Genomic DNA, 23345 nt, shown 5'->3' on the forward strand with positions numbered 1-23345 from the left:
GGGATTATGAGCGAACAACGATTGGGCATGGCGATTGACCTGGCCCTCTGCATTGGATGCAACGCCTGCGCCGTAGCCTGCAAGATGGAGAACAGCGTGGTGCTGGGCCACTTCAACACGTGGGTGGAAAGCTGGGACGTGGACAGGGACGGCGACGTGCGCCGCGCAAGCGTTCCCAAGCTGTGCAACCACTGCGCGAACCCGGCGTGCGTGAGCGTGTGCCCCACGGGCGCCAGCTACGTGGACGCGGACGGCTCGGTGCAGATCGACACCGGCAAGTGCATCGGCTGCAAGTACTGCATGGCCGCGTGCCCTTACGGCGTGCGCTACCTCGTCGAGGAGACGGGCGACGTGCACAAGTGCACGTTCTGCCACCATCGCTCCAGCAACGGGCTGCTGCCCGCGTGCGTGGGGACGTGCGTGACGAAGGCCCGCGTGTTCGGCGATCTGAACGACCCCGACAGCGACGTGTCGAAGCTGTTGGCCGAGGCGGGCGGCGGCGAGGTGCTGCTGGCCGACATGGGCATGGAGCCCTCGGTGCGCTACGTCGATTTGGAAGAGACGATGGCGCTCAAGCGCGTGTCCGCCGTGCACAAGGGCGGCAACGTGCTCACGCCGTACGAGGGGAGGCAGTAATGGTTTGGGACGGAATCGTCGCCTGCGACCTGTTCTGCGCGGGCCTGGGCGCCTGGACGTTCATCTTCACCGTGCTGTCGGCGGGCAGGGACGAGGCGCACCGCACGGCGAAGCTCGTCGGCGTCGTCGCGGCGTTCGCGCTCGTGGCGCTCGGCGCGCTCATCCTGGCGGTGGACGCGCGGGGAGGCCTGTTGAACCCGCTGCGCTACCTCAACCTGCTGGGCAACCTCGGGTCGGTGATGACCTGGGGCGTGATTCTCATCAGCCTGTTTCTGGTGGGCTCCTTCGCGTGCGGCTTGTTGCTGCTGATGAAGCGCTCCGCTCCCCGGGCGCTCGAGGCGGCGACGGCGGTGCTGGCGGTGGGCGTGTCGTTGTACACGGGCGTGCTGCTCAGCACCTCGCCGGCCTTCCCGCTGTGGAACATCGCGGTGCTGCCGGCCGCGTTCGTGGTGTCGGCGGCCTACACGGGCTATGCGGCCTACGCGCTCATCGCGCGCTTCGCCGCGCCGAAGGGCGACGCGCTGCCGGCCTGGTTCGGCCGGGCGGCCGTCGTGCTGCCGGTGCTCGAGGCGGTTGCGCTCGCGGCGCTCGTCGCGGTGGTGTCGGGCACGCAGGGCAGCGGCGCCGAGGCTGCGGCGGCGTCGGTGGCGAACCTGCTCGGCGGTTCGTGCGCGTTGGCGTTCTGGGGCGGGACGGTGGCCGTCGGCCTCGTCGCGCCGCTCGCGCTGGCGGTCGTGCGCGGCCGCCGGGGCGCGGCGGCCCCCGCGTGGATGGGCGTCGTCGAGTGGGCGTGCATCCTCGTCGGCGGGTTCGCGTTCCGCTACGCGGTCGTGGTGGCCGCGGCGCCGATATTCGGCTAGGGAAGCGGAGGGATTGCCATGGGCGATACGGGGTTCCCTTGCTTGGAGGATGAGCTGCGCGGGTTCGCCGCCGTGGCCGAGGCGTGCGCCCGGGCCCTGGTGAACGAGCCGTCCTCCGACGTTGTGCGCGACGTGCGCCGCGTGGCGCAGGCGCTGGGCATGACGCGGTTCGACCGCGTGGAGCCCGGCGCCGCCCTCCGACAGCGCTACTACGACCGGTTCTTCGTGTCGGCCGGCCCGCTGTTCGCGCCCCTCGTGGAAAGCTGCGTGCGCGGGGCGCAGGTGCAGGACGGGCGCCGCTCGTTCGGCGTCGCGGGCGGCCCGGCGGCCGACCACGCGCTGCGCTGCTACCGGGCGGTCGGGTTCGACTACCGGGCGCTCGAGGGCTTCGCGCCCGCCGTGGCGCAGCTGCGGCCCGACTCGATGGCGTGCGAGCTGGCGTTCATGGCCTCGCTCGCGCGATGCGCCTGCGAGGGCGGCGACGACGCTGCGGCTGCACGCAGCGTCGAGCTGCTGCGCCGGTTCGCGCGCGAGCACGCCGCGGGCTGGTTCGGGGCGGCCGCCGAGGCCCTGCGCCGCGCCGACGACGATTTCTACGCCGGCGTGTGCGCCCTCGCCGCCGAGGCGGCGGACATCTGGGCGCAGTGAGGCTCCCGCGCGGCCGCACGCGGGCGATGTGAATCGCTAAAACTGCATATTTATATTCCAAATGTCGAAAATACTGCATTTCTTGTTCTGAAAACTCGCAATAGGCGTATACTACCGAACAACCTTTAAGGCGGTACGGAGAGACCGACAAGGCAGGTAGCGCACCTTTCCGCATTTCCAGCACTCCGTCGAGGGACGGGGTGCTTTTTTGTACGCGTGCGCTGCACACACGGAAGGATGGAAGCTTGAGCGAGATATCGAAGCGGCTGATGAAGGGGGCGTCGAAGCCCGTGGGCGCGCCGGCGGCCCTCGTGCTCGAGGACGGCGCCGTGTTCCGCGGCACGTCGTGCGCGGCAGCGGGGGAGGTGTTCGGCGAGATCTGCTTCAACACGTCGCTCGAGGGCTACCTCGAGGTGATCACCGACCCGTCGTACGCGGGCCAGATCATCGCGATGACGTACCCCCAGATCGGCAACTACGGCGTGAACGAGGACGACGCGCAGTCCGACGAGCCCGCCCTGCGCGGCCTCGTCGTGCGCGACCTGTGCACGACGCCGTCGAACTGGCGCAGCGCGCAGAGCCTGCCCGACTACCTGCGCGCGCACGGCGTGGTGGCCGTCGAGGGCGTGGACACCCGTGCGCTCGTGCGCCACGTGCGCGACCGCGGCGCGCAGCGCGCCGTGCTGTCCACCGTCGACGTCGACGAGGCCAGCCTCCTGCGCAAGGTGCGCGAGAGCGCCTCGCTCGTCGGGCAGAACCTCGCGGCCACGGTGTCGTGCGCGCGCCCGTACCGCTTCGCGGCCGACCGGCTGCCGGCCTCGCAGGCGTTCGCGCTCGCCGCGCCTCCCGCGCCCCGGTTCAAGGTGGCGGCCTACGACTGCGGCGCGAAGCGCTCCATCCTCGAGAACCTCGTGCGCGCCGGGTGTGACGTGACCTGCGTGCCGTGGGACACCCCGGCCGCCGACGTGCTGGCGCTGGCCCCCGACGGCGTGTTCCTGTCGAACGGCCCGGGCGACCCCGAGGCCGTCGAGGGCACGTTCACCCAGGTGGAGCAGCTGCTGGGCAAGGTGCCCGTGTTCGGCATCTGCCTGGGGCACCAGATGATCGCCAAGGCGGCGGGCGCGGCCATCGAGAAGCTCAAGTTCGGCCACCGCGGCGGCAACCACCCCGTCATGAACCTGCGCACGCGCCGCGTGGAGATTACCGCGCAGAACCACGGCTTCGGGCTCGTGTTCCCCAGCCTGGGCGCGCTCGTGCCGGAGCTGTCGGGCGGCGTCGCCGCGCACGAGGGCGACCTGCGCTGCTGGGTGGAGCGCGGCGTCGCCCCCGTCGTCGCGAACGAGCGCTTCGGACGCATCCAGCTCACGCACGTGAACCTCAACGACGGCACGGCCGAGGGCGTCGCGTTCCTCGACATCCCCGCGTTCTCCGTGCAGTACCATCCCGAGGCCTCGCCCGGGCCCACCGACGCCCACTACCTGTTCACGGCGTTCGCGCGGCTCATGGAGGGACGCGCCGACTACCTCGATATCGACATCGCCGAGGATCGCCTGGCCGGCTGGTCGTTCGCGGGGCGGAAGGAGGCCTCCCATGCCTAAGCGCACCGACATAGACACCATCCTCGTCATCGGCAGCGGCCCCATCGTCATCGGGCAGGCGTGCGAGTTCGACTACTCGGGCGCGCAGGCGTGCAAGGTGCTGAAGGCCGACGGCTACCGCGTGGTGCTCGTGAACAGCAACCCCGCCACCATCATGACCGACCCGGGGCTGGCCGACCGCACCTACGTCGAGCCCATCACCGTCGAGTTCGTCGAGCAGGTCATCGCGAAGGAGCGCCCCGACGCGCTGCTGCCCACGCTGGGCGGCCAGACCGGCCTCAACACGGCCGTCGAGCTCGCGCGCGCCGGCATCCTGGACAAGTACGGCGTGGAGATGATCGGCTGCGACCTCGAGGCCATCGAGCGCGGCGAGGACCGCAAGCTGTTCAACGACTGCATGGCCGAGCTGGGCATCGAGACGGCGCGCTCGGGCTACGCCTACTCGCTGGCCGACGCCGAGGCCATCGTGGCCGAGCTCGGCTACCCCGTGGTGCTGCGCCCCTCGTTCACGCTGGGCGGCGCGGGCGGCGGCATCGCGCACGACGCGGCCGAGCTGCGCGAGATCGTGGGCCAGGGCCTGGAGCTGTCGCCGGCGGCCGAGGTGCTCGTGGAGGAGAGCATCGAGGGCTGGAAGGAGTACGAGATGGAGGTCATGCGCGACCATGCCGGCAACGGCATCATCGTGTGCTCCATCGAGAACTTCGACGCCATGGGCGTGCACACGGGCGACTCCATCACGGTGGCGCCTGCGCAGACGCTCACCGACGTGGAGTACCAGCGCATGCGCGCGGCGTCGCTGGCCATCCTCGAGAAGATCGGCGTGGAGACGGGCGGCTCCAACGTGCAGTTCTCCATCAACCCCGACAACGGCCGCATGATCGTCATCGAGATGAACCCGCGCGTGTCGCGCTCCTCGGCGCTCGCGTCGAAGGCCACCGGCTTCCCCATCGCGAAGGCGGCGGCGAAGCTGGCCGTGGGCTACACGCTCGACGAGATCGTGAACGACATCACGAAGGCCACGCCGGCCTGCTTCGAGCCGTCCATCGACTACTGCGTGGTGAAGGTGCCGCGCTTCGCGTTCGAGAAGTTCCAGGGCACCGACGACACGCTGTCCACGCGCATGAAGGCCGTCGGCGAGATCATGGCCATCGGCCGCACGTTCGAGGAGGCGCTCGGCAAGGCCATGCGCTCGCTCGAGAACGGGCGCGCGGGCCTCGGCGGCGACGGCAAGGGCGACGAGGCCTCCGCGGGCGACGAGGCGCTCGAGGACCTCGTGGCGCGCCCCACGGCCGAGCGCATCTTCTACCTCGCCGAGGCGCTGCGCCGCGGCTGGACGGTGGAGCGCGCGAGCGCGGTGAGCCGCGTGGACCCCTTCTTCGTCGCGCGCATGGCCGACATCGTGCGCGTGCAGGAGAACCTGCGCGGCACGCCGCTCGACGAGCTCGATGCCGACGCGTTCCGCCTGCTCAAGCGCATGGGGATGGCCGACGCGCAAATCGCGCACCTCACGGGCTCCGACGAGCTCACCGTGCGCACGTGCCGCAAGATGCTCCACGTGGTGCCGGCGTTCAAGACCGTGGACACCTGCGCGGCCGAGTTCCCCAGCGCGACGGCCTACCACTACAAGACCTACGACGCCGACGAGACGGAGGTGGCGCCGAAGACGCGCCGGCGCGCCATGATCCTGGGCGCCGGGCCGAACCGCATCGGCCAGGGCATCGAGTTCGACTACTGCTGCGTGCACGCGAGCTACGCGCTTGCCGAGGCCGGCTTCGAGACCGTCATGGTGAACTGCAACCCCGAGACCGTGTCCACCGACTACGACACGTCCGACAAGCTGTACTTCGAGCCGCTCACGTTCGAGGACGTCATGGACATCGTGGACGTCGAGCAGCCCGACGGCGTGGTGGTCACGCTCGGCGGGCAGACGCCGCTCAAGCTGGCGAACGCGCTGGCGGCGGCCGGCGTGCCCATCATGGGCACCTCGCCGGAGGCCATCGACCTGGCCGAGGACCGCGACCGCTTCGCCGCCGTCCTCGACGAGCTGAACATCACGTACCCGGCCGCCGGCATGGCCTCCACCTATCAAGAGGCCTGCGTCGTGGCCGACCAGATCGGCTTCCCGCTGCTCGTGCGTCCCAGCTACGTGCTGGGCGGGCGCGGCATGGGCATCGTTTACGACGGCGCCCAGCTGGAGAAGTACATGGCCGAGGCCGCGAAGATCTCGCCCGACCACCCGGTGTACCTCGACCGCTTCCTCGAAGGGGCGGTCGAAGTGGACCTCGACGCGCTCTGCGACGGCGACCGGGTGTACGTGGGCGGCGTGCTCGAGCACATCGAGATGGCGGGCATCCACTCGGGCGACTCGGCCTGCTGCACCCCGCCGTTCGCGCTGTCCGAGGCCGTGCAGGCGCAGCTGCGCGCCATCGCGCGCCGCTTGGCGCTGCGCCTGGGCGTGGTGGGGCTCATCAACATCCAGTTCGCCATCAAAGACCAGGTCATCTACATCATCGAGGCGAACCCGCGCGCCAGCCGCACGGTGCCCTTCACCTCGAAGGCCACGGGCGTGCCGCTGGCGAAGGCGGCCGCCCGCATCATGGCGGGGGAGAAGCTGGCCGACTTGGGGCTGCCCGAGGACGACCGCCGGCTCGAGCACTTCAGCGTGAAGGAGGCCGTCATGCCCTTCGGCCGCTTCCCCGGCGCCGACACGGTGCTCGGCCCCGAGATGAAGTCCACCGGCGAGGTCATGGGCATCGCCCGCACCTTCCCAGCGGCGTTCGCGAAGACCCAGCTGGCCATCAGCTACGCGTTGCCCGAGGGCGGCACGGTGTTCATCAGCGTGTGCGACCGCGACAAGCGCGCCATCGTGTCCATCGCCCGCGACATCGCGCGCCTGGGCTTCCGCATCGTGGCCACGGGCGGCACGGCCCGCGCGCTGCGGGCGGCCGGCGTGGCGTGCGAGCAGGTCAAGAAGATCCACGAGGGCGAGGACAACGTGCGCGACATGATCGCCGCGGGCGACGTCTCGCTCATGATCAACACGCCCTTCGGCCATGCCACGCGCGCCGACGGCTACGAGCTGCGCCTCGAGGCCGTGAAGCACGGGGTGACCCACGTCACGAACCTCGCCGGCGCCCAGGCCATGGTGGCCGGCATGGAGGTGGCCCGCGCGAACGGCCTCACGGCCGTGGCCCTCCAGGACCTCCCCCAATGGGAGCCCGTGGGGTAGAGGGGCGTTGCATCCCGGGCCGGTTCGCGCGTCGAACCGGCCCGAGCGGTCGAACCTCCGAGCTCTCGCACAGCGCCACGGCCATGGCGTACGCTTCCTCGCATTCCCGGGGGAAGCGCTCGGCGCGCACGCGCGCCTTCTCGCGCTCGTCGAAGTTCGAGGCCGCGTAGCGCGCGTAGTCGTCGAACTGGTACGCGTCCGCCGCGACGACGTACGCGGACGGGCCGCCCAGCAGCTCCAGGTACGAGCGGTTCGCCTCGAACAGGGCGGGGTAGCCGGCCCGTTCCACCAGGTCGTGCGGCATCCCCATCGTGTAGGCGAAGCCCGTGGCGATGCGCCCCTTGAAGCAGCGGCGGTCGGCGACGTCGTAGGAGAGGCTCGGGAACACGAGCCGCTCGAGCAGCGACTTCATCGCCCCGGTCACGCCGCCCAGGTACATCGGCGACCCCAGCACCACCACGTCGCTTCCCAGCGCCTCGTCGAGCAGCGGCGTCGCGTCGTCACGCAGGGCGCAGCGCCCCTCGGTGCGCGCGCCCTTCCGCTTGCAGGCGAAGCAACTCGCGCATCCCGAGAAGGAGAGGTCCCGCAGGTGCACGAGCTTCGTCTCCGCCCCGCGCGACGCCGCGCCCGCGAGCGCGTGGCGAAGCATGGTTGCCGTGTTCGCGCCTCGTCGCGGGCTCCCGTTGATCGCGAGCGCTTTCATCCCCGTCATCCCTCCCTGTGCCGACCCCTGCGCGGATGCTATGATTGTCGCCGGGCGCGGGCGTCGCGGCAAGTACGCACAATTCCGTGCCCTGGGAGCGCGCGTCGAAAGGGGAGGCCATGGAGTCGGAAGCGGGAAGCCTGTACGACGGGTCGTGCGAGGTCGTGGCGGCGCTCGACGCGATCGCCGGACGCTGGAAGCTCCCCATCCTGTGGCGGCTCGCCGCGGGCCCCGTGCGCTACAACGAGCTGAAGCGCCTCGTGCGCGGCGTGACGAACACGGCGCTCACGCGGGCGCTGCGCGAGCTGGAAGCCGACGGCCTCGTCGAGCGCACTGAATATCCCGAGGTGCCGCCGCGGGTGGAGTACGCCCTCTCGCCGGCCGGCCGCGCCCTCGAGCCCTCGCTGGAGGCGCTCGTCTCGTGGGCCGGGAGCCGCGCGAGGGGCGGCGTCGAGGTGCGGAGGCTCGCGCCCGACGACGACCGGACGGCGGTGGCGCAGGTGTACGTGCGCACGTGGCGGGCGGCGTACGCGGGCATCGTCGAGCAGGCATTCCTCGACGCGCTGGAGCCGGGCGCGTGGGCGGCGTCGCTCGAGGAGCGCGCGGGTCGGACGTGGGCGGCGTACGCGGACGGCGGCGTGGCGGGCGTGTGCACGTACGGGCCGGCGCGCGACGAGGCGCTCGCCGGCTGGGGCGAGGTCGTGTCGCTGTACGTGCTGCCCGAACGCGGAGGGCGCGGCATCGGATCGCGCTTGCTGGATGCCGCGCTCGACGCGCTGGCGGCCGAGGGGTTCGAGCGCGCCTACCTCTGGGTGCTCGAGGACAACCGCGGCGCCCGCGCCTTCTACGAGCGCCGCGGGTTCGCGCCGAACGGCGACGTCATGGAGGTCGAGGTAGGCGGAAGCCCCTTGCGCGAGGTCAGGTACGTGCGCGGCCTCACTCGTCGATCATGAGCTGCCAGGACACGCCGAAGCGGTCGGTCACCATGCCGTACAGCGGGCTCCAGAACGTCGTCTGCAGTTTCATGTCCACCGTTCCGCCCGCCTTGAGTCGGTCGAAGGCGCGGCTCACGTCGGCGTCCTTCTTCAGACTCACCACGGGGCTGATGTTGTTTCCCTGCGCGAACGGCATGCCGCTCGGCACGTCGCTGAACATGACGTTCGTGCCGCCGATCATCATGCTACAGTACATGATCTTGTCGCGATCCTCCTCGGAGACGACGTAGGAAGGGTCGGGCGGCATCTCGCTGAACGTCATGAGCCCTTGCACTTCCGAATCGAACACGTGCGCGTAGAAGTCGACGGCTTGCCTGCAGTTCCCGTCGAAGTTGATGAACAATGAGAATCCCATGATGAAGCTCCTTTCCCGTTCCTTCTAATCCCATACCATCTGCCAGGTCACGCCGAACCGATCGGTCACCCAAGCGACCTTGCGCAGATCCATCACCGGCTCGGGACCCATCATCACGGCTCCGTCCTGCGACAGCCCGGCGAACGCGCGGTCGAACTCGTCTTCGTCGGCGCATGCGAGGAACAGCGACGTCGCCCAGCTGAACGCAGGCGCGGGGCTCGCGGCCTGCATGTCCATGAACAGCAGGTTCGCATCGCCGATCGAAAGGGAGCCGTTCAAGACGGTGCCCTCGTCCCCGTTCGGCGCGCCTTCGCCGAACAGCGCAAGCGATTCGATGCGCGCTCCGGGAACGGCGGCCGCGTAGAACTCCATCGCCTCCCGGGCGTTGCCGTTGAACGTGAGGAACGTGCTGAGACGCTGGGTGGGAAGGTGCATGGCGCACCGCCTTTCTCGTTCGGGCGCGCGGTTGCGGCCGCGCGCGAACCGGTCTGCCTCCATGATCGTGCGCCTCGATCGCCGCGCCCCGACGATCGAGGCGTTGTTGGCTGCCCGTCAGCGAACGAGCGCCGGGCCGCCATAAACCGGAAACGCCGGCCTGGCCAGCTCGACGGCGATCCGAACTACGTGTCCACGGAGGCGACGGCGGACGAGCTCATGTCTTCATCGCCGAGCCGTTGCTCAGCCGGTCGCCTCGTCGCGTACGAACGCCACGAGGCCGCATTCGTAGGGGTGGTCGAGGAAGCGCACCTCGCCGTCGGGCTTGAAGCGCAGCATCTTGAGCACGATGGCGAGGTCGCCGCCTCCGCTCAGGGTCATGAGCAGCCCGACGGCCAGCAATCCCGCCGATCCGCTCGCGTACGCCGCGATCACGGGGAGCGGGCCCAGCACCACGGTGGGAGCGAGCGCGCCCACGACGTAGGCGCGCTTCGACAGGGGTTCGTCGCACGTGCAGTACGGCGTCAGGTACTGCCATATCACGCCGAACGAGACCGATTTCCAGCCGCCCTTCGCGCATGCGCTCCACGCGATGCCGTGGACGAGCTCGTGGAACACGACGAGCGCGAAGAACGCGGCCAGCACGAGCAGCGTGCCGACGAGGTCGAACGAGAAGCTGAGGGTCGGATGCAGCAGGAAGAACCCCGCGCCCAGCACGACGGCGAGGGGGAGCCCCAGCACGAGGGCCTGGACGTTGGCCGACACCACGCCGAGGGTCAGCGGCTGCGTGCGGAACCCCTGCGCCTCGAAATCGGCCTTCGCCCGCTCGAACGCTTCCTTGCGGGCCAGCTCGGCTTTCGTCAGCTTGCGCTCCTGGTCGGCCATGCCGCTTCCTTACGCCTTCGGGGACTTAGGAGACCGAGGGGACTTCGGCGGCTTGGCCGATCCGCGCTTGACGGAGAGGCCGAGCCCCGCGAGGGCGTCGTGGACCGAGCGGGCTGCGGCCTCTGCCCGGGCGGCGTCGAGGCCGCGCTCGTCGACGACGGCGCGCACGGCGCGCGCGTAGTCGCGCCGGCAGCGCTCGTTGAGCTCGGTCCAGTTCACGTGCGCGAACCCGTCGGCCACGGCGCGGTCGAGCGGCAGGCGGCCCTGCTCCATGAGCACGGCGATGACGGGGTAGCCCGCGTAGCCCTGCCAGTACGTGGCGTTGTCGTTCGAGGAGTAGGTCGAGCCGTCCTCGCTCCAGGCGACCGTGTAGGCCTTCGCGCCGTTCGACGAGACGACGGTCGCCTGCCGCTCGTCGGGGTGCAGCGTCACGCGGCCGTCGGCGACGGCGCTCAGGGCCTCGTACACTTTCTCGATGGGCGGCAGCTTCTCCACGGAACTCCTTCGGTCGCGGTGCGTCATGCTCTCAGGGGCAGCATGATACCAGATGATAGAATGGCACGACGAACGTCGATGCAACCGCCGAAGAAGGAGCGCCCGTGACGCTGTACGACGACCTGCACGAGCTGATGAGAACGCCCGAGCTGTACGAACGTACCGGCGCGGCGTTCTGGGACGACGAGCATATCTCGCGCGGCATGCTGGCGGCGCATCTCGATTCCGCGTTCGAGGGTGCCAGTCGCAGCTTCGCGTTCATGGACCGCTCCGTCGACTGGATACGCGCCACGGCGCCTCCGGCGACGCATCCGCGCCTGCTCGACCTGGGCTGCGGGCCCGGGCTGTACGCCGAGCGCTTCGCGCGCGCGGGCTATGCGGTGACGGGCGTCGACCTCTCGCCGCGCTCGCTCGGCCATGCGCGAGGCTCCGCGGACGAGCAGGGCCTCGCCATCGACTACCGATGCCGGAATTACCTTGAGCTCGATCTGGACGGGACCTTCGACATCGCCGTCATGATCTACTGCGACTACGGCGCGCTGTCGGCCGACGAGCGCCGCGTCGCGCTGCGCCGTGCCCGCGAGCGTTTGCGGCCGGGCGGCGCACTCGTGCTCGACGTGTTCTCGCAGCGCAAACTCGAGGTCTTCGAGGAGCGCACGACGTGGGAGGAGCATCCCGCAGGCGGGTTCTGGAACCCGGGCCCGCACCTCGAGGTGCAGCGATGCGTCCGCTTCTCCGACGTCGTGTCGCTCGAGCAGGTCGCGGTGATCGCGCCCGAAGGCGCGACGGCCTATCATCTGTGGAACACGTACTTCGCGCCCGCGACGCTCTCGGCGGAGCTCGAGGCGGCCGGTTTCGAGGTTGCGGAGCTGGTCGGCGACGCGGCGGGCGCGCCCTTCGACGACGCGAGCCCGACGATCTGCGCGGTCGCGCGCAAGCCTGCGACCGGCGAGGACGGGCGATGACACGAATCGTGTCTTGCCGGAGCGCCGCGGCTCCGCCATCTTGGGAGCCTGAAAGGGGGCGCGTCTTGTGGATTTCGGAGAGAAGCTGAAAGCGCTGCGCATCGAGCGCGGCCTGACCCAAGAGCAGCTTGCCGCCAAGCTGTACGTGTCGCGCACGGCCGTGTCGAAGTGGGAGACGGGCGGCGGCTCGCCCAACCTCGACTCGCTGCAGGCCGTCGCGCGCCTGTTCGACGTGTCGGTGGACGACCTCCTGTCCACCGACGACCTCATCGTGCTCGCCCGCGACGAGCGCCGCTCGTCGGCGCGCAGCGGCGGCATGCTGTCGTTCGGCCTGCTCGACATGCTGGCCGTCGTGTTCGCGTTCCTGCCGCTGTACGGCGTGGACGACGGCTCGTTCGTGCGCATGGCGAGCTTGGCCGACTACGGCGCGTCCGTGGATTTCGGCGTGTCGTTCGCCGTCATGGCGGCGGCCATCGTCTCGCTCGTGCTCGTGGGCGCGGTGGAGGTCGCGCTGGCCGTCGCGGGGCCGCGCCGCGCGGCGCGCGTCGTCGCCCTCGTCGGGTTCGCGGTGCAGGCGGTCGCCGTCGATCTGTTCGTTTCCACCATGCAGCCCTACGCAACCACGCTCGCGTTCGCGCTATTCCTGGCGAAGGCCGTCGTCGGCTACCGTATCCTGCGCTCGTAGCCCCTGGTCGGCGGCGGAGGCCACGGACCGTGTCGCCCGTGCGACGCATCGTGGCTTGCCGCCGGCCGACGCGCATCGTTTCATGGAGGCTCGGCGGGGCTCGCAAGGATCCCCGCGACATCCGTGAGACGAAAGGACGGCTCGATGGAAACGACCCTGATGGCCGCGTGGCTGAACGATGCGTTCGCCGCGTTCGATACGACGATCTTGGGGGCGCTGCACGCGCTCGCAGAATGCGGGGGCTTCGCGCTCACGCCGCTGTTCGAGGCGGTGAGCTTTGTGGGCGAGAAGGGCGCGTGCTTCTTCGCGCTGGCCCTCGTGCTCATGGCGTTCAGGCGCACGCGACGTGCAGGGGCGGTCATGTTCGTCGCCATCTGCCTGGGCGCGCTCGCCACCAACATCGTGCTCAAGGACCTCGTCGCGCGGCCGCGGCCGTTCGAGTCGTCCGCGCTCCTCCTCGACTGGTGGCGCTTCGCCGGTGCCGCGCCCGAGGACGGGTTCTCGTTCCCCTCCGGGCACATGACCGCGGCCTCGGCGGCGATGGTGGCGCTCATGCTGGTGTGCCGAACCTGGAAGACGGTGCTGGGCGGCTCGCTCGTCATGCTGGTCATGGGCGCGGCCCGCTGCTACCTCGTGGCGCACTATCCCTCCGACGTGCTGGCCGGTTTCCTCGTGGGCGCGCTCGCGGCCGTCGCGGCGTGGCTGCTCGTATCGCTCGCGTTCCGCTGGCACGAGGAGCGCCGAGCCGCGCGCCCTCGCCACGCCTGCGCTCCCGTGCGCCGCAGGCGGTAGGGGCTGCCGTTCGCGCCGTCCGTCGCGCCGGCGGGCGCATCCGCGCCCCCGGCGTGCACATTCCTTGCATTTTGGCTTGTCAGCCGTGCGTCGCGCGCGCAGATGATACAATCGACGGCCGAGAGACGAAAACGCGCGGCGCCGCTCGCGAGGGCGGCGGCGAGGAGTGAAAGGCAGGAACGTGGCACTCGTCAACGAACGGGCGCGCATGCGGGGGAACGCGTGCGTGGGCCCGAACCTCTACCTCATGACGCTCGACGCGCCCGACATCGCGGCTTCCATCGAGCCGGGGCAGTTCGTGCACATGCTGGTGCCGGGCATGGAGGCGCACATCCTGCGCCGCCCGTTCTCGGTGTACGCGCGCGACGCGCACGCCGGCACGCTCGAGATCCTCTACCAGGCGGTGGGCTTCGGCAGCGCGCACATGACGGGCCTCGCGGCCGACGGCCCGCTGGCAGGCGATGTCGAGCTCGTCGGCCCGGTGGGCCGCACGTGGCAGCCGGCGCCCGACGCGCGGCGCGCCCTGCTCGTGGGCGGCGGCGTGGGCGCGGCCCCGCTGTTCATGCTGGCCGAATCGCTCGTGAGCGCAGGCGTGCGCACGGACGTCGTGTTGGGCGCGCAGACCGAGACCGCGCTCACGTGCCGCGCGCGCTACGAGGCGCTGCTCGACGCGCCGCCGCGCTGCGCCACCGACGACGGCAGCTTCGGCCGCGAGGGCTTCTGCACCTCGCTCGTCGCCGAGGCGCTGGCCGAGGCCGCCGAGGCGGGCGAGCCCTACGGCTACCTGGCCGTATGCGGTCCCGAACCCCTCATGAAGATCGTGGCCGGCATGGCGGCCGAGGCGGGCGTGCCCTGCGAGGTCTCCCTCGAGAAGCGCATGGCATGCGGCGTCGGAGCCTGCCTTTCGTGCGTGGTGGACACGGTGGACGGCAAGCAGCGGGCGTGCGTCGACGGCCCCGTGTTCGATGCGCGGAAGGTGGTGTGGTAGATGGCCGGGATCGAGAACGCGCTGCCGCTCACGACGGCGCCGACGAACGTGGCGCTCGCCGTGAACCTGGGCGGCCTCAAGATGAAGAACCCCGTGACCGTGGCGTCGGGCACGTTCGCCGCCGGGCGCGAGTACGGCGACTTCGTGGACGTGGCCAGCCTGGGCGCCGTCACGACGAAGGGCGTGTCGCTGAGGGGCTGGGAGGGCAACGCCAGCCCCCGCATCGCCGAGACGCCCTCGGGCATGCTCAACTCCATCGGGCTGCAGAACCCCGGCGTCGCGCACCTGAAGGAGTGCGACCTGCCGTGGCTGGCCGAGCGCGGCGCGACGGTCGTCGTGAACGTGTCGGGCCACAGCTTCGACGAGTACGTCCAGGTGATCGAGGCGCTCGAGGACGCGCCGGTGGACGCCTACGAGGTGAACATCTCGTGCCCGAACGTGGACGCGGGCGGCATGACCATCGGCACGTGCACGGACAGCGTGGAGGCCGTGGTGGCGCGCTGCCGCGCCGCCACGAAGCGCCCGCTCATCGTGAAGCTCACGCCGAACGTCACCGACGTCTCCGAGATCGCGCGCGCCGCCGTGGGCGCCGGTGCCGACGCGCTGTCGCTCATCAACACGCTTCTGGGCATGGCCATCGACGCGGAGCGCCGCCGCCCGCAGCTCGCGCGCGGCGTGGGCGGGCTGTCCGGCCCCGCCGTCAAGCCCGTGGCGCTGCGCATGGTGTGGGAGGTCCATCAGGCCGTCGACGTGCCCATCCTGGGCATGGGCGGCATCTCGTGCGCAACCGACGCGGTGGAGTTCATGCTGGCCGGGGCCACGGCGGTTGCCGTCGGCACCGCGAATTTCGTGAATCCGCACGCCACGGTTGAAATCATCGACGGAATAGCGCAGTATTGCGAAAGGCACGGCATCGACGACGTGCGGCAACTGATAGGAGCTTTGGAATGGTGAGTTCGTTCGAAGAGGTGCCCGCGCGCGACCGCGTGATCGTGGCGCTCGACTGCGGCATCGAGGAGGCCTTCGATCTCGCGGACCAGCTGCAGGGCAAGGCGACGTGGATGAAGGTGGGCATGACGCTGTTCTACGCGAACGGCCCGGCCATCGTGTACGCGCTCAAGGAGCGCGGCTTCAAGGTGTTCCTCGACCTCAAGTTCCACGACATCCCGCACCAGGTGGAGGGCGCCGCGTACGCCGCCGCCGGCAGCGGGGCCGACATGCTGACCATGCACACGGTGGGCGGCGTCGACATGATGGCGGCGGCCCAGAAGGGCGCGGAGCGCGCGGCGGCCGAGTACGGCCACGACGTGCCGGCGACGCTGGGCATCACGGTGCTCACCAGCATGAACGACGCGGCGCTGGCCGAGACGGGCGTGAGCCGCGCCATGGCCGACCAGGTGGTCGTGCTGGCCGAGCAGGCGAAGCGCGCCGGCATCTCGGGCGTGGTCGCCTCGCCGCAGGAGGCCGCGCGCCTGCGCGACATCCTGGGCCCCGACGCCTACATCGTCACGCCGGGCGTGCGCCCCGCGGGCAGCGACAAGGGCGACCAGAGCCGCGTGGCCACGCCGGCCCAGGCGTTCGAGAACGGCGCGTCGCACATCGTCATCGGACGTCCCATCACGCAGGCGGCCGATCCGGCGGCCGCGTTCGCGGCCATCGTGGCGGAATTGTAGGCTTTCGTCGGCGTTGCCCGTCCGGTCAGGTAAAATGACGGTTAGGCGACGAACTATCGACAAAGGGCCCAACTGCTTCTAGAATGTGTGACCGCGCGCTGAAATTTTTGGGATTTGTGGTAAAAGACAAGGTGAAGTGGGCGAATGCGTGATAGTATCACGACATCGCTTTTGGAACAGAAGGAGAGAAAACGATGGCTATTCCTCAACTCAGCCCTGAAGAGCGTCAGGCGGCTTTGGAGAAGGCGAAGGCGGCTCGCATCAAGCGCGCCGAGGTTCGCGACGACCTGAAGTCCGGCAAGCTCACGCTCGAGAAGGTTCTTGAAATGAAGAACGATCCGGTTGTGGGCCGCATGAAGGTCTCCACCCTCATCGAGACGCTTCCCGGCTACGGCAAGGCCAAGGCTGAGAAGATCATGAAAGAGCTTCAGATCGCCGAGAGCCGCCGCCTGCGCGGTCTGGGCGAGCGTCAGCAGACCGCCCTGCTGGAGCGCTTGGGCTAATCGCGTCCATGCGCCACGGCAATCTGTTCGTCATTTCAGGGCCATCGGGTGCCGGTAAAGGCACCTTGGTGGCCCGACTTGTGCGCGAGGTCCCCGATGCATGGGTGTCCATGTCGGTGACCACGCGCGCGCCGCGCGAGGGCGAGGTGGACGGCGTCCATTACCGCTTCGCGTCCTCGGAGGAGTTCCAGCAGCTCGTCGCATGCGACGGCCTGCTGGAATGGGCGACGTACGGGGGCAACTGCTACGGCACGCCCCGCGCCACCGTCGAGGAGCACATCGCACGCGGCGATCAGGTCATCCTGGAAATCGACGTCCAGGGAGGGTTCCAGGTGCGCGAGAAGTTTCCGGCAGCGCACCTCGTCTTCATCGAACCGCCTTCGCTCGACGTGCTCGAAGCGCGCCTGCGCGGACGCGGGACCGAGAGCGACGAGGCTATCGCGACCCGCATGGAAACGGCGCGGGTGGAGCTTTCCCGCAAAATGGAGTATGATATACGGCTGGTAAACGACGATTTGGACGAAGCCGTCCGCGCATTGGTGGGCTACGTCAACGAACAAGCCGAGAAAATACGAGGTTAACACGCATATGAGCATTATCGAACCGAAGATCGACGTCTTGTTGAACGAGACCGACAACGATCGTTTCCTGCTGTGCGCTCTCGCTTCGAAGCGCGCGCACGACATCAACGACATGATGCGCGGCCAGCGCGACCGCGCCATCCAGCTGCAGACGGCGGTCGAGATCGCCCGCGCGGCCGACAAGAAGCCGCTGTCGCTCGCCTTCAACGAGGTCGCCCGCGGCGAGGTGTCGTACGATCCGAACTCCATCGACGTCAACTACCACTAGGCCCTCGCTCGCCGATCGGCCTGAATCGCGTCATTCAGCCGCGCCGGGAACCCCGGCGCGGCTTTGCTGTGTCCGCATCCGGAAAGACAAGGTCCGTCCATGACTGAATTCCAACGCATCTGCCTGGTCCATTACCATGAGATCGGGCTCAAGGGCCACAACCGCTCCACGTTCGAGATGAGGCTGCTCAAGAACCTCGAGGCGCTGTTGAAGCCGTTTCCCGTGGTCACGATCCACCGCATCGCGGGGCGCCTGTGCGTGTTCCTGCGCGAGGGCACCGATTGGGAGACGGCCAAGGAGGCGGCCGACGTCATCGGCAAGGTGCCAGGCGTGGCGCGCGTGTCGTGCGGGTTCAAGTGCGAGCGCGACCTCGATGTCATGACGGAGGCGGCGCTCGCCGCCATGGCCGAGGCGGGACCGTTCGACACGTTCAAGGTGGCGGCGCGGCGCAACCACACCGATTTCGCCACGGGCTCGATGGATATGAACCAGATCATCGGCTCGGCGCTGTGCGCGGCGTACCCCGACAAGGCCGTGAAGATGAAGAAGCCCGACCTGACCGTGGGCGTGGAAGTGGTGCAGAACGCGGCGTACGCGTACGCGCGCTCGCTGCCGGGCGTGGGCGGCCTGCCGGTGGGCAGCTCGGGGCTGGTGATGAGCCTGCTGTCGTCGGGCATCGACTCGCCGGTGGCCACCTGGAAGCTCGCGCGCCGCGGCGCGGTTTGCATCGGCGTGCACTTCTCGGGGCGCCCGCAAACGTCCGACGCCAGCGAGTACCTCGTGGACGACATCGCGCAGGTGCTGGAGCGCACGGGCTGCATCGCGCGCGTGTACACGGTGCCGTTCGGCGACTACCAGCGCGAGATCGCGCTGACCGTGCCGCCCGAGCTGCGCGTCATCATGTACCGTCGCCTTATGTTCAAGGTGGCCGAGGAGCTGGGACGCCGCGAGCGCGCCGGCGCGCTCGTGACCGGCGAGAGCCTGGGCCAGGTGGCCTCGCAGACGCTCGACAGCATCCGCTGCACCGACGCGGCGGTGGACATGCCCGTCTTCCGCCCGCTGATCGGCACCGACAAGCTGGAGATCATCGCGGAGGCCGAGCGCCTGGGCACCTTCGAGATCTCGTCGCAGGATGCGCCCGACTGCTGCACGCTGTTCATGCCGCGCAGCCCCGAGACGCACGCCAAGCTTTCGGCAGTGCTCGAGGCCGAGGCGCCGCTGCCCATCGAGCGATGGGTGGCCGAGATCGCCGATGCGGCCGAGGTGCGCGACTACGCGTGCCCCGCCTACAAGCCGAAGAAGAAGCGCGCCTCCTAAGCGCGCGGACCGCAGAGGCTCGCAAGCGGCGCCCCGGGAATCCCCGAGGCGCCGCTTGCGTTGCGCCCGGAGAGCTCCCGCGCTTCGCTTCTCGCGATCTCGCGATCTCGCGATCTCGTGCTTCCGCGCCTCGTGCCCCGCGCTCCCGCGTTCTGCATCTCGCGTGCGTCATCTTGCGCTCGCCAACACGCGCCGCGCGGCCGGCGCAAGACCTGCCGCGCCGCCGGCGCGGAATGTTTCACGTGAAACATCTGTTCGCAATGACGATCAGCGCCCATCGACGTCCGTTCGGCGTGCAGCTTCTGGGAAACGGCGCTCGGACGTGCGCTGACGTCCCGTCGCGCATCTTCGCAACGCGATCGAGGAAGTCCTCTCCCTCTCTCCCTCCACCTTGTTTGCGCGGTGGGATTCCACATGGCGGGATGCGATGTTTCACGTGAAACATCTGTTCTTATGCCTTGAGACGCGCAGGGAGCCCGACCGGGGCGATCCGTTCGCGTGGTATCCGCGTGGGATCCGCCGGTGCGGGACGTGGAAACCGCGTTGGATCGGCGTCGGAGGCGCGTGGGATCGGCGTTGGACGCGCGTGGGAAGCGCGTGCGAAAACCCGGCGCGTTTCGCTAGATCTGCGCCATCGGCGCGTAAGACCGGGTCGCTATCATGGAAGGGAGGAGACGGCGGCGGCGCGGGAGGCGGCATGGGGTTCGTGGAACAGGCGGAATCGTGGCGGGCGAAGGCGCACCTGAGCGGCGTGCGCCTCCCGGTGCTCGTGGGCGTGACGGCGCTCGCGGCGATCGTGCTGATCGCGGCGGGCACCGCGCTGGTCAAGGTGGGGACGGCGGACGGGTTCTCGCTGTCGCGCGACGAGGGCGTGCTGGCGGCCGACGGCGACGCCGGCGCGGGGGAGGGCGCATCCGAGCCCGCGCCGACGATCGTCGTGCACGTGGGCGGCGCCGTAGCCGAGCCGGGCGTGCGCGAGCTGGAGGAGGGCGCGCGCGTGCAGGACGCGGTGGACGCGGCCGGCGGGTTCGCCGAGGGGGCGGCGCGCGACGAGCTCAACCTGGCGCGCGTGCTCGTGGACGGCGAGCAGATCGTCGTGCCGTCGCTGGAGGAGGCGGACGCCGCCGCAGGCGCGGCGCCGGACGGGGGAGGCGGCGCGACCGGCGCGTCCTCGGCCGGCGGCAAGGTGAACCTCAACAGGGCGACGGCCGCCGAGCTCGACGCGCTGCCGGGCGTGGGCCCGTCGACGGCCGAGAAGATCGTGGCCGACCGCGAGGCGAACGGGCCCTTCCGCACGGTGGAGGACCTCAAGCGCGTCTCGGGCATCGGGGACAAGAAGTTCGCCGACCTGGCCGATCTCGTATGCGTGGGGTGAGCCGGCGCGCCGCGGGGGAAGGGCCGGCCGCGTTTCCCCCGCGCCCGGCCCTTCCCCCCGTCCTGGGTTGCGCGCTCGCGCTGTGGGCGTCGTGCGCGGCGGTGCTGGCCGCGTCCGAATCCTGGGACGCGCCCGCGTGCGTCGCCGCAGGGGCGGCGGGCGCGCTCGCGAGCGTCGCATGCGCGCTCGTGCTGTGGCGGTTGCCGGCGCCGCTTGCCTGGGCGACGCTGCTGGGCGCGGCGCTCGGCGTCGCCTGCGCGAGCGGATGCGCGGCGGTGCAGCACGAGGCGCAGCTGCAGGGGGACGGCGTTTCGGGCCGATGGCGGTTCGAGGCCGCGGCGGACGGCTCGGCGGGCCTCTACGGCGCGACGTGCTTCGCGAACGTCGATGTGCCCGGCATCGGCGCGACGCTCGTGCGGCTGCGCTTCGACGCGGACGCGGAGGCGCCGCGCTACGGCGACGTGTTCGAAGCCGACGTCGCGTTCTCCGCGCCCGCGGGCGCGTCGGCGTCGTACTGCTGGCGGCAGGGAGCGGTGCTCGAGGGCACCGTGCGCCAGGCGCAGCCCTGCGAGCGAGCCGATGCGCTCGGCGCGCTCGCAGGGCTGCGGAACCGGGCGATCGACCTGCTCGCCGAGGAGGGGCGCGGCGACGGCGGCGCCGTGCTGGCGGCGCTCGTGTGCGGGTGGCGCGGCGCGCTCGACGAGGGAGACGCGTACGTCGCGTACCAGGCGAGCGGGCTCGCGCACCTCGTGGCGGTGTCGGGCGCGCACCTGTCCATCGTCGCCGGGTGCGCGGCGGCGCTGTTGCGCGTGCTGCGCGTCCCCCGGCGCGCGGGGATCGCGGTGCAGGCGGCGCTCCTGCTGTGCTTCCTCGTGCTGGCGGCGGCCCCTCCCTCGGCCGTGCGCGCGGCCGTCATGGCCTTCGCCGGCATGTTCGCGTTCACGGCGCGCCGCCGGCCGGCGGCGCTCAGCGCGCTCGCCGTGTGCATGATCGGCTGCATCGCCCTGGACCCGCGCACGGCGCTGTCGGTGTCGTTCGCGCTGTCGGCGCTCTCGACGCTCGGCATCGTGCTGTTCGCCGGGCTCTGCCAGGCGTGGATCGCGCGCTGCCTCCCGCGCGCGCCGCGCCTCGCGCGGGAGGCGCTCGCGCTCACGGCCGCCTCGAGCCTCGCGGCCACGCCGCTCGCCGCGTCGCTGTTCTCGCAGCTGCCCCTCGTGGCGCCGCTCGCCAACGTGGCGGCCGCCCCGCTGTTCCCGCTCGTGTGCGCGGGCGGCCTCGTGGCGGTGCTGGGCGGCGTCGCCGTTCCCGCGGCGGCCCCGGCGCTGATCGGGCTCGCGTCTCTCGCCGCCGCCGCGCTCACCGCCGTCGTGCGGGCGCTCGCGAGCGTTCCCCACGCCAGCGTTCCCGCGGCCGTGCCGCTGGCCGCCGCGCTCGCGACGTCGGCGGCGTGCGCGGCGGGGCTGTGGCTCGCCTGGCCGCGTCCGAGCCGCCGCCTCGCGCTGGTCGCCGTCGCTGCGACGGCCTGCGCCCTGGCGGCCGCCGTCGCCGTGGCGCCGCGCCTCGCGGGCGACGAGATCGTCATGCTCGACGTGGGCCAGGGCGACGCGTTCGTCGTGCGCAGCCGCGGGGCGGCCGTGCTCATCGACACGGGCAACCAGGAGCGCCTGCTGCGCGAGGCGCTGGCCCGCCACGGCGTGTACCGCCTCGACGCGGTGGTGATCACCCACGGCGACGACGACCACATGGGCGCGCTCGCCTCGCTTGCGGGCATCGTGGACGTGCGGCGCGTGCTCGTGGCTCAGGATGCGCTCGCCTGCGGCTGCGCGGCGTGCGAAGGGCTGGTCGCCGACGCCCGTGCGCTCGCGGGCGAGGGGGGCGTGGCCGGCCTGCGGCAGGGCGACGTGCTCGAGGTGGGCGCGTTCGACCTTCGGGTGGTATGGCCCGAACGGTTCGTCGACGAGGGCGGCAACGCCGACAGCGTGTGCCTCGTCGCCGACGCCGACCTCGACGACGACGGCGTGCCCGACTGGCGCGCGCTGTTCACCGGGGACGCCGAGCGCGAGCAGCTGCGCGCGCTCATCGACGCGGGGCTCGTGGGGGCCGTCGACGTCTACAAGGTGGGGCACCATGGGTCGAAGAACGCCCTCGACGACGAGGAGGCGGCCGTCCTCGCGCCGCGCGTCGCGCTGGTCAGCGCGGGCGCGAACAACCGCTACGGCCATCCGACCGACGAAACCCTCGCGCGCCTCGACGCGGCGGGCGCGCGCATCTGCCGCACCGACGAGCAGGGGGATGTTTCATGCAAATTGGCCGACGACCGGATCGACGTCCGGACGCTGCGCTAGAATGGACGGCATGGCTACCCAGAAGAAACAAGAAGCGCCGCTGCTGCCCGTCTACCTCATCGTGGGCGAGGATGCGCTCAAGCGCGATACCGTCATGAAGCGCCTCCGCGCGCGCCTGTCCGCGATGGGCGACCTGTCGTTCAACGCCGACGAGTTCAACGGCGAGACCGCGCTCGGCGGCGACATCGTCACGGCCTGCAACACCGTGCCGTTCGCGAGCCCCGTGCGCCTCGTGGAGGTGCGGGCGGCCGACAAGCTGAAGAAGGCCGACGCCGAGGAGCTCGTGGGCTACCTGGGGTCCCCGAACGAGACCACCGTGCTGGCGCTCGTCGCCGAGAAGCTGGCGAAGAACACGCGCCTGTACAAGGCGGTGGTCGCCTGCGGCAAGACGGCCGTCATCGACTGCGCGCCGCTCAAGCGCTACGAGCTGCCCAAGACGGTGCGCTCGATGGCCGTGGGCCACGGCGTCACGCTCACCGAAGGCGCGGCCGCCAAGCTCGTGGACCTCGTGGGCGAGGACACGGTGCACCTCGACAGCGAGATCAAGAAGATCGCGCTCGCGCATCGCGGCACCGACGCGGTGAACGAGCACGAGATCGTCGAGATGGTCAGCCGCACCGCCGAGGTGAAGCCCTGGGAGTTCGTCGACGCCTTCGCGGCGCGCGACGTGCGCAAGTGCCTGCTGTACCTGGGCCGCATGGACTCGGTGTCGCCCCACGCGCTGCTCGCCATGTGCACCACGCGCCTGCGCGAGCTCGTCTGCGCGCGCTCGATGGCCGATCGCGGCAACCCCCGCGGCGTGGCGGCCGCCCTCAAGGCGCCCGACTGGCGCGTGAAGAACCACGTGAACTGGGCCCGCGGCTTCACCGCCGCCGAGCTGCGCCGCGCCATCGTCGCGTCCCGCGACACGGAGCGCGCCATGAAGAGCGGCACCGACCCCCGAAGCGCCTTCCTCGACTGGGTGCTGCACGTCACCGCGCGGCGCATGGATACGTACGGAAACGCGTGAAGACA

At 70.6% G+C, this 23345-nt stretch carries 24 protein-coding genes; 19 read left to right on the forward strand and 5 right to left on the reverse strand.

Annotated elements, in window-relative coordinates; translation table 11 throughout:
- Positions 1 to 6 precede the first annotated feature (6 nt).
- From H8S61_RS01320 to carB, 5 genes are all read left to right on the forward strand, one after another.
- Entirely contained in the window at positions 7 to 636 is a 630-nt protein-coding gene (locus H8S61_RS01320; RefSeq protein ID WP_186937682.1) for a 4Fe-4S dicluster domain-containing protein, read from the forward strand.
- Positions 636 to 1496, forward strand: a complete 861-nt coding sequence (gene nrfD, locus H8S61_RS01325; RefSeq protein WP_186937683.1) for an NrfD/PsrC family molybdoenzyme membrane anchor subunit — start codon at positions 636 to 638, stop codon at positions 1494 to 1496. Before H8S61_RS01320 ends, nrfD begins: the two co-directional genes overlap by 1 nt.
- Before the next feature lie 18 nt (positions 1497 to 1514).
- Positions 1515 to 2144, forward strand: coding sequence for a molecular chaperone TorD family protein (locus H8S61_RS01330; RefSeq protein ID WP_186937684.1), 630 nt, complete (start codon positions 1515 to 1517; stop codon positions 2142 to 2144).
- A gap of 245 nt (positions 2145 to 2389) precedes the next feature.
- On the forward strand, positions 2390 to 3742 hold the full coding sequence (carA, locus tag H8S61_RS01335; protein ID WP_186937685.1) for a glutamine-hydrolyzing carbamoyl-phosphate synthase small subunit: 1353 nt from the start codon (positions 2390 to 2392) through the stop codon (positions 3740 to 3742).
- The gene (gene carB / locus H8S61_RS01340; protein WP_186937686.1) at positions 3735 to 6971 is read left to right on the forward strand and encodes a carbamoyl-phosphate synthase large subunit; all 3237 of its coding nucleotides are present in this window, start codon (positions 3735 to 3737) and stop codon (positions 6969 to 6971) included. Before carA ends, carB begins: the two co-directional genes overlap by 8 nt.
- Here carB and H8S61_RS01345 read toward each other — a convergent pair.
- Positions 6922 to 7674: a flavodoxin family protein gene (locus tag H8S61_RS01345; RefSeq protein ID WP_186937687.1), complete on the reverse strand. Its 753-nt coding sequence runs from the start codon at positions 7672 to 7674 to the stop codon at positions 6922 to 6924. The genes carB and H8S61_RS01345 overlap by 50 nt on opposite strands.
- A gap of 119 nt (positions 7675 to 7793) precedes the next feature.
- On the opposite strand from H8S61_RS01345, the gene H8S61_RS01350 reads away from it, so the two are divergent.
- Complete coding sequence (locus H8S61_RS01350) at positions 7794 to 8627, forward strand: GNAT family N-acetyltransferase (protein ID WP_160941621.1); 834 nt, start codon at positions 7794 to 7796, stop codon at positions 8625 to 8627.
- Here the strand turns inward: H8S61_RS01350 and H8S61_RS01355 are convergent.
- The 4 genes from H8S61_RS01355 to H8S61_RS01370 form a co-directional block, all read right to left on the reverse strand.
- Positions 8611 to 9024, reverse strand: a complete 414-nt coding sequence (locus H8S61_RS01355; protein ID WP_186937688.1) for a VOC family protein — start codon at positions 9022 to 9024, stop codon at positions 8611 to 8613. The genes H8S61_RS01350 and H8S61_RS01355 overlap by 17 nt on opposite strands.
- Positions 9025 to 9048: 24 nt before the next feature.
- Positions 9049 to 9459 (reverse strand): VOC family protein, encoded by a 411-nt coding sequence (locus H8S61_RS01360; protein ID WP_186937689.1) that lies wholly within the window; start codon positions 9457 to 9459, stop codon positions 9049 to 9051.
- A 243-nt stretch (positions 9460 to 9702) separates the two neighbouring features.
- Positions 9703 to 10344, reverse strand: a complete 642-nt coding sequence (locus H8S61_RS01365) for a DUF3267 domain-containing protein (protein WP_186937690.1) — start codon at positions 10342 to 10344, stop codon at positions 9703 to 9705.
- A gap of 9 nt (positions 10345 to 10353) precedes the next feature.
- Positions 10354 to 10839, reverse strand: a complete 486-nt coding sequence (locus H8S61_RS01370; protein WP_186937691.1) for a UCP014422 family protein — start codon at positions 10837 to 10839, stop codon at positions 10354 to 10356.
- A 104-nt stretch (positions 10840 to 10943) separates the two neighbouring features.
- On the opposite strand from H8S61_RS01370, the gene H8S61_RS01375 reads away from it, so the two are divergent.
- The 13 genes from H8S61_RS01375 to holA all read left to right on the forward strand — a co-directional run bounded on the left by H8S61_RS01375 (position 10944) and on the right by holA (position 23340).
- Positions 10944 to 11804 (forward strand): class I SAM-dependent methyltransferase, encoded by an 861-nt coding sequence (locus H8S61_RS01375; protein WP_222617531.1) that lies wholly within the window; start codon positions 10944 to 10946, stop codon positions 11802 to 11804.
- 67 nt (positions 11805 to 11871) lie between these two features.
- Positions 11872 to 12489: a helix-turn-helix domain-containing protein gene (locus tag H8S61_RS01380; protein ID WP_186937692.1), complete on the forward strand. Its 618-nt coding sequence runs from the start codon at positions 11872 to 11874 to the stop codon at positions 12487 to 12489.
- A 144-nt stretch (positions 12490 to 12633) separates the two neighbouring features.
- Positions 12634 to 13281 (forward strand): phosphatase PAP2 family protein, encoded by a 648-nt coding sequence (locus H8S61_RS01385; RefSeq protein ID WP_186937693.1) that lies wholly within the window; start codon positions 12634 to 12636, stop codon positions 13279 to 13281.
- Positions 13282 to 13462: 181 nt separating this feature from the next.
- Entirely contained in the window at positions 13463 to 14269 is an 807-nt protein-coding gene (locus H8S61_RS01390) for a dihydroorotate dehydrogenase electron transfer subunit (RefSeq protein ID WP_186937694.1), read from the forward strand.
- Positions 14270 to 15223: a dihydroorotate dehydrogenase gene (locus H8S61_RS01395; RefSeq protein WP_186937695.1), complete on the forward strand. Its 954-nt coding sequence runs from the start codon at positions 14270 to 14272 to the stop codon at positions 15221 to 15223.
- Positions 15217 to 15942 (forward strand): orotidine-5'-phosphate decarboxylase, encoded by a 726-nt coding sequence (gene pyrF / locus H8S61_RS01400; RefSeq protein ID WP_154331874.1) that lies wholly within the window; start codon positions 15217 to 15219, stop codon positions 15940 to 15942. Before H8S61_RS01395 ends, pyrF begins: the two co-directional genes overlap by 7 nt.
- Before the next feature lie 194 nt (positions 15943 to 16136).
- Entirely contained in the window at positions 16137 to 16445 is a 309-nt protein-coding gene (mihF, locus tag H8S61_RS01405; protein WP_009307076.1) for an integration host factor, actinobacterial type, read from the forward strand.
- 8 nt (positions 16446 to 16453) lie between these two features.
- A complete protein-coding gene (gmk, locus tag H8S61_RS01410; protein WP_160941612.1) occupies positions 16454 to 17026 on the forward strand; it encodes a guanylate kinase in 573 nt (190 codons plus the stop codon).
- Positions 17027 to 17033: 7 nt separating this feature from the next.
- The gene (locus tag H8S61_RS01415) at positions 17034 to 17294 is read left to right on the forward strand and encodes a DNA-directed RNA polymerase subunit omega (protein WP_101722567.1); all 261 of its coding nucleotides are present in this window, start codon (positions 17034 to 17036) and stop codon (positions 17292 to 17294) included.
- Positions 17295 to 17393: 99 nt separating this feature from the next.
- The gene (gene thiI, locus H8S61_RS01420; protein ID WP_186937696.1) at positions 17394 to 18611 is read left to right on the forward strand and encodes a tRNA uracil 4-sulfurtransferase ThiI; all 1218 of its coding nucleotides are present in this window, start codon (positions 17394 to 17396) and stop codon (positions 18609 to 18611) included.
- 697 nt (positions 18612 to 19308) lie between these two features.
- Positions 19309 to 19986 (forward strand): ComEA family DNA-binding protein, encoded by a 678-nt coding sequence (locus H8S61_RS01425; protein ID WP_186937697.1) that lies wholly within the window; start codon positions 19309 to 19311, stop codon positions 19984 to 19986.
- Positions 19974 to 22331, forward strand: coding sequence for a DNA internalization-related competence protein ComEC/Rec2 (locus H8S61_RS01430; protein ID WP_186937698.1), 2358 nt, complete (start codon positions 19974 to 19976; stop codon positions 22329 to 22331). The genes H8S61_RS01425 and H8S61_RS01430 overlap by 13 nt, the downstream gene beginning before the upstream one ends.
- A gap of 10 nt (positions 22332 to 22341) precedes the next feature.
- On the forward strand, positions 22342 to 23340 hold the full coding sequence (gene holA, locus H8S61_RS01435) for a DNA polymerase III subunit delta (RefSeq protein ID WP_186937699.1): 999 nt from the start codon (positions 22342 to 22344) through the stop codon (positions 23338 to 23340).
- Positions 23341 to 23345: the final 5 nt, after the last annotated feature.

The organism is Eggerthella hominis (assembly GCF_014287365.1).
Taxonomy (GTDB): domain Bacteria; phylum Actinomycetota; class Coriobacteriia; order Coriobacteriales; family Eggerthellaceae; genus Eggerthella; species Eggerthella guodeyinii.

Coding starts and splice junctions, on each gene's coding strand:
- H8S61_RS01320 (WP_186937682.1), top strand. CDS start 7: ATGAGCGAACAACGATTGGGCATGGCGATTGACCTGGCCCTCTGCATT.
- nrfD (WP_186937683.1), top strand. CDS start 636: ATGGTTTGGGACGGAATCGTCGCCTGCGACCTGTTCTGCGCGGGCCTG.
- H8S61_RS01330 (WP_186937684.1), top strand. CDS start 1,515: ATGGGCGATACGGGGTTCCCTTGCTTGGAGGATGAGCTGCGCGGGTTC.
- carB (WP_186937686.1), top strand. CDS start 3,735: ATGCCTAAGCGCACCGACATAGACACCATCCTCGTCATCGGCAGCGGC.
- H8S61_RS01345 (WP_186937687.1), bottom strand. CDS start 7,674: ATGAAAGCGCTCGCGATCAACGGGAGCCCGCGACGAGGCGCGAACACG.
- H8S61_RS01350 (WP_160941621.1), top strand. CDS start 7,794: ATGGAGTCGGAAGCGGGAAGCCTGTACGACGGGTCGTGCGAGGTCGTG.
- H8S61_RS01355 (WP_186937688.1), bottom strand. CDS start 9,024: ATGGGATTCTCATTGTTCATCAACTTCGACGGGAACTGCAGGCAAGCC.
- H8S61_RS01360 (WP_186937689.1), bottom strand. CDS start 9,459: ATGCACCTTCCCACCCAGCGTCTCAGCACGTTCCTCACGTTCAACGGC.
- H8S61_RS01365 (WP_186937690.1), bottom strand. CDS start 10,344: ATGGCCGACCAGGAGCGCAAGCTGACGAAAGCCGAGCTGGCCCGCAAG.
- H8S61_RS01385 (WP_186937693.1), top strand. CDS start 12,634: ATGGAAACGACCCTGATGGCCGCGTGGCTGAACGATGCGTTCGCCGCG.
- H8S61_RS01395 (WP_186937695.1), top strand. CDS start 14,270: ATGGCCGGGATCGAGAACGCGCTGCCGCTCACGACGGCGCCGACGAAC.
- pyrF (WP_154331874.1), top strand. CDS start 15,217: ATGGTGAGTTCGTTCGAAGAGGTGCCCGCGCGCGACCGCGTGATCGTG.
- mihF (WP_009307076.1), top strand. CDS start 16,137: ATGGCTATTCCTCAACTCAGCCCTGAAGAGCGTCAGGCGGCTTTGGAG.
- gmk (WP_160941612.1), top strand. CDS start 16,454: ATGCGCCACGGCAATCTGTTCGTCATTTCAGGGCCATCGGGTGCCGGT.
- H8S61_RS01415 (WP_101722567.1), top strand. CDS start 17,034: ATGAGCATTATCGAACCGAAGATCGACGTCTTGTTGAACGAGACCGAC.
- thiI (WP_186937696.1), top strand. CDS start 17,394: ATGACTGAATTCCAACGCATCTGCCTGGTCCATTACCATGAGATCGGG.
- H8S61_RS01425 (WP_186937697.1), top strand. CDS start 19,309: ATGGGGTTCGTGGAACAGGCGGAATCGTGGCGGGCGAAGGCGCACCTG.
- H8S61_RS01430 (WP_186937698.1), top strand. CDS start 19,974: ATGCGTGGGGTGAGCCGGCGCGCCGCGGGGGAAGGGCCGGCCGCGTTT.
- holA (WP_186937699.1), top strand. CDS start 22,342: ATGGCTACCCAGAAGAAACAAGAAGCGCCGCTGCTGCCCGTCTACCTC.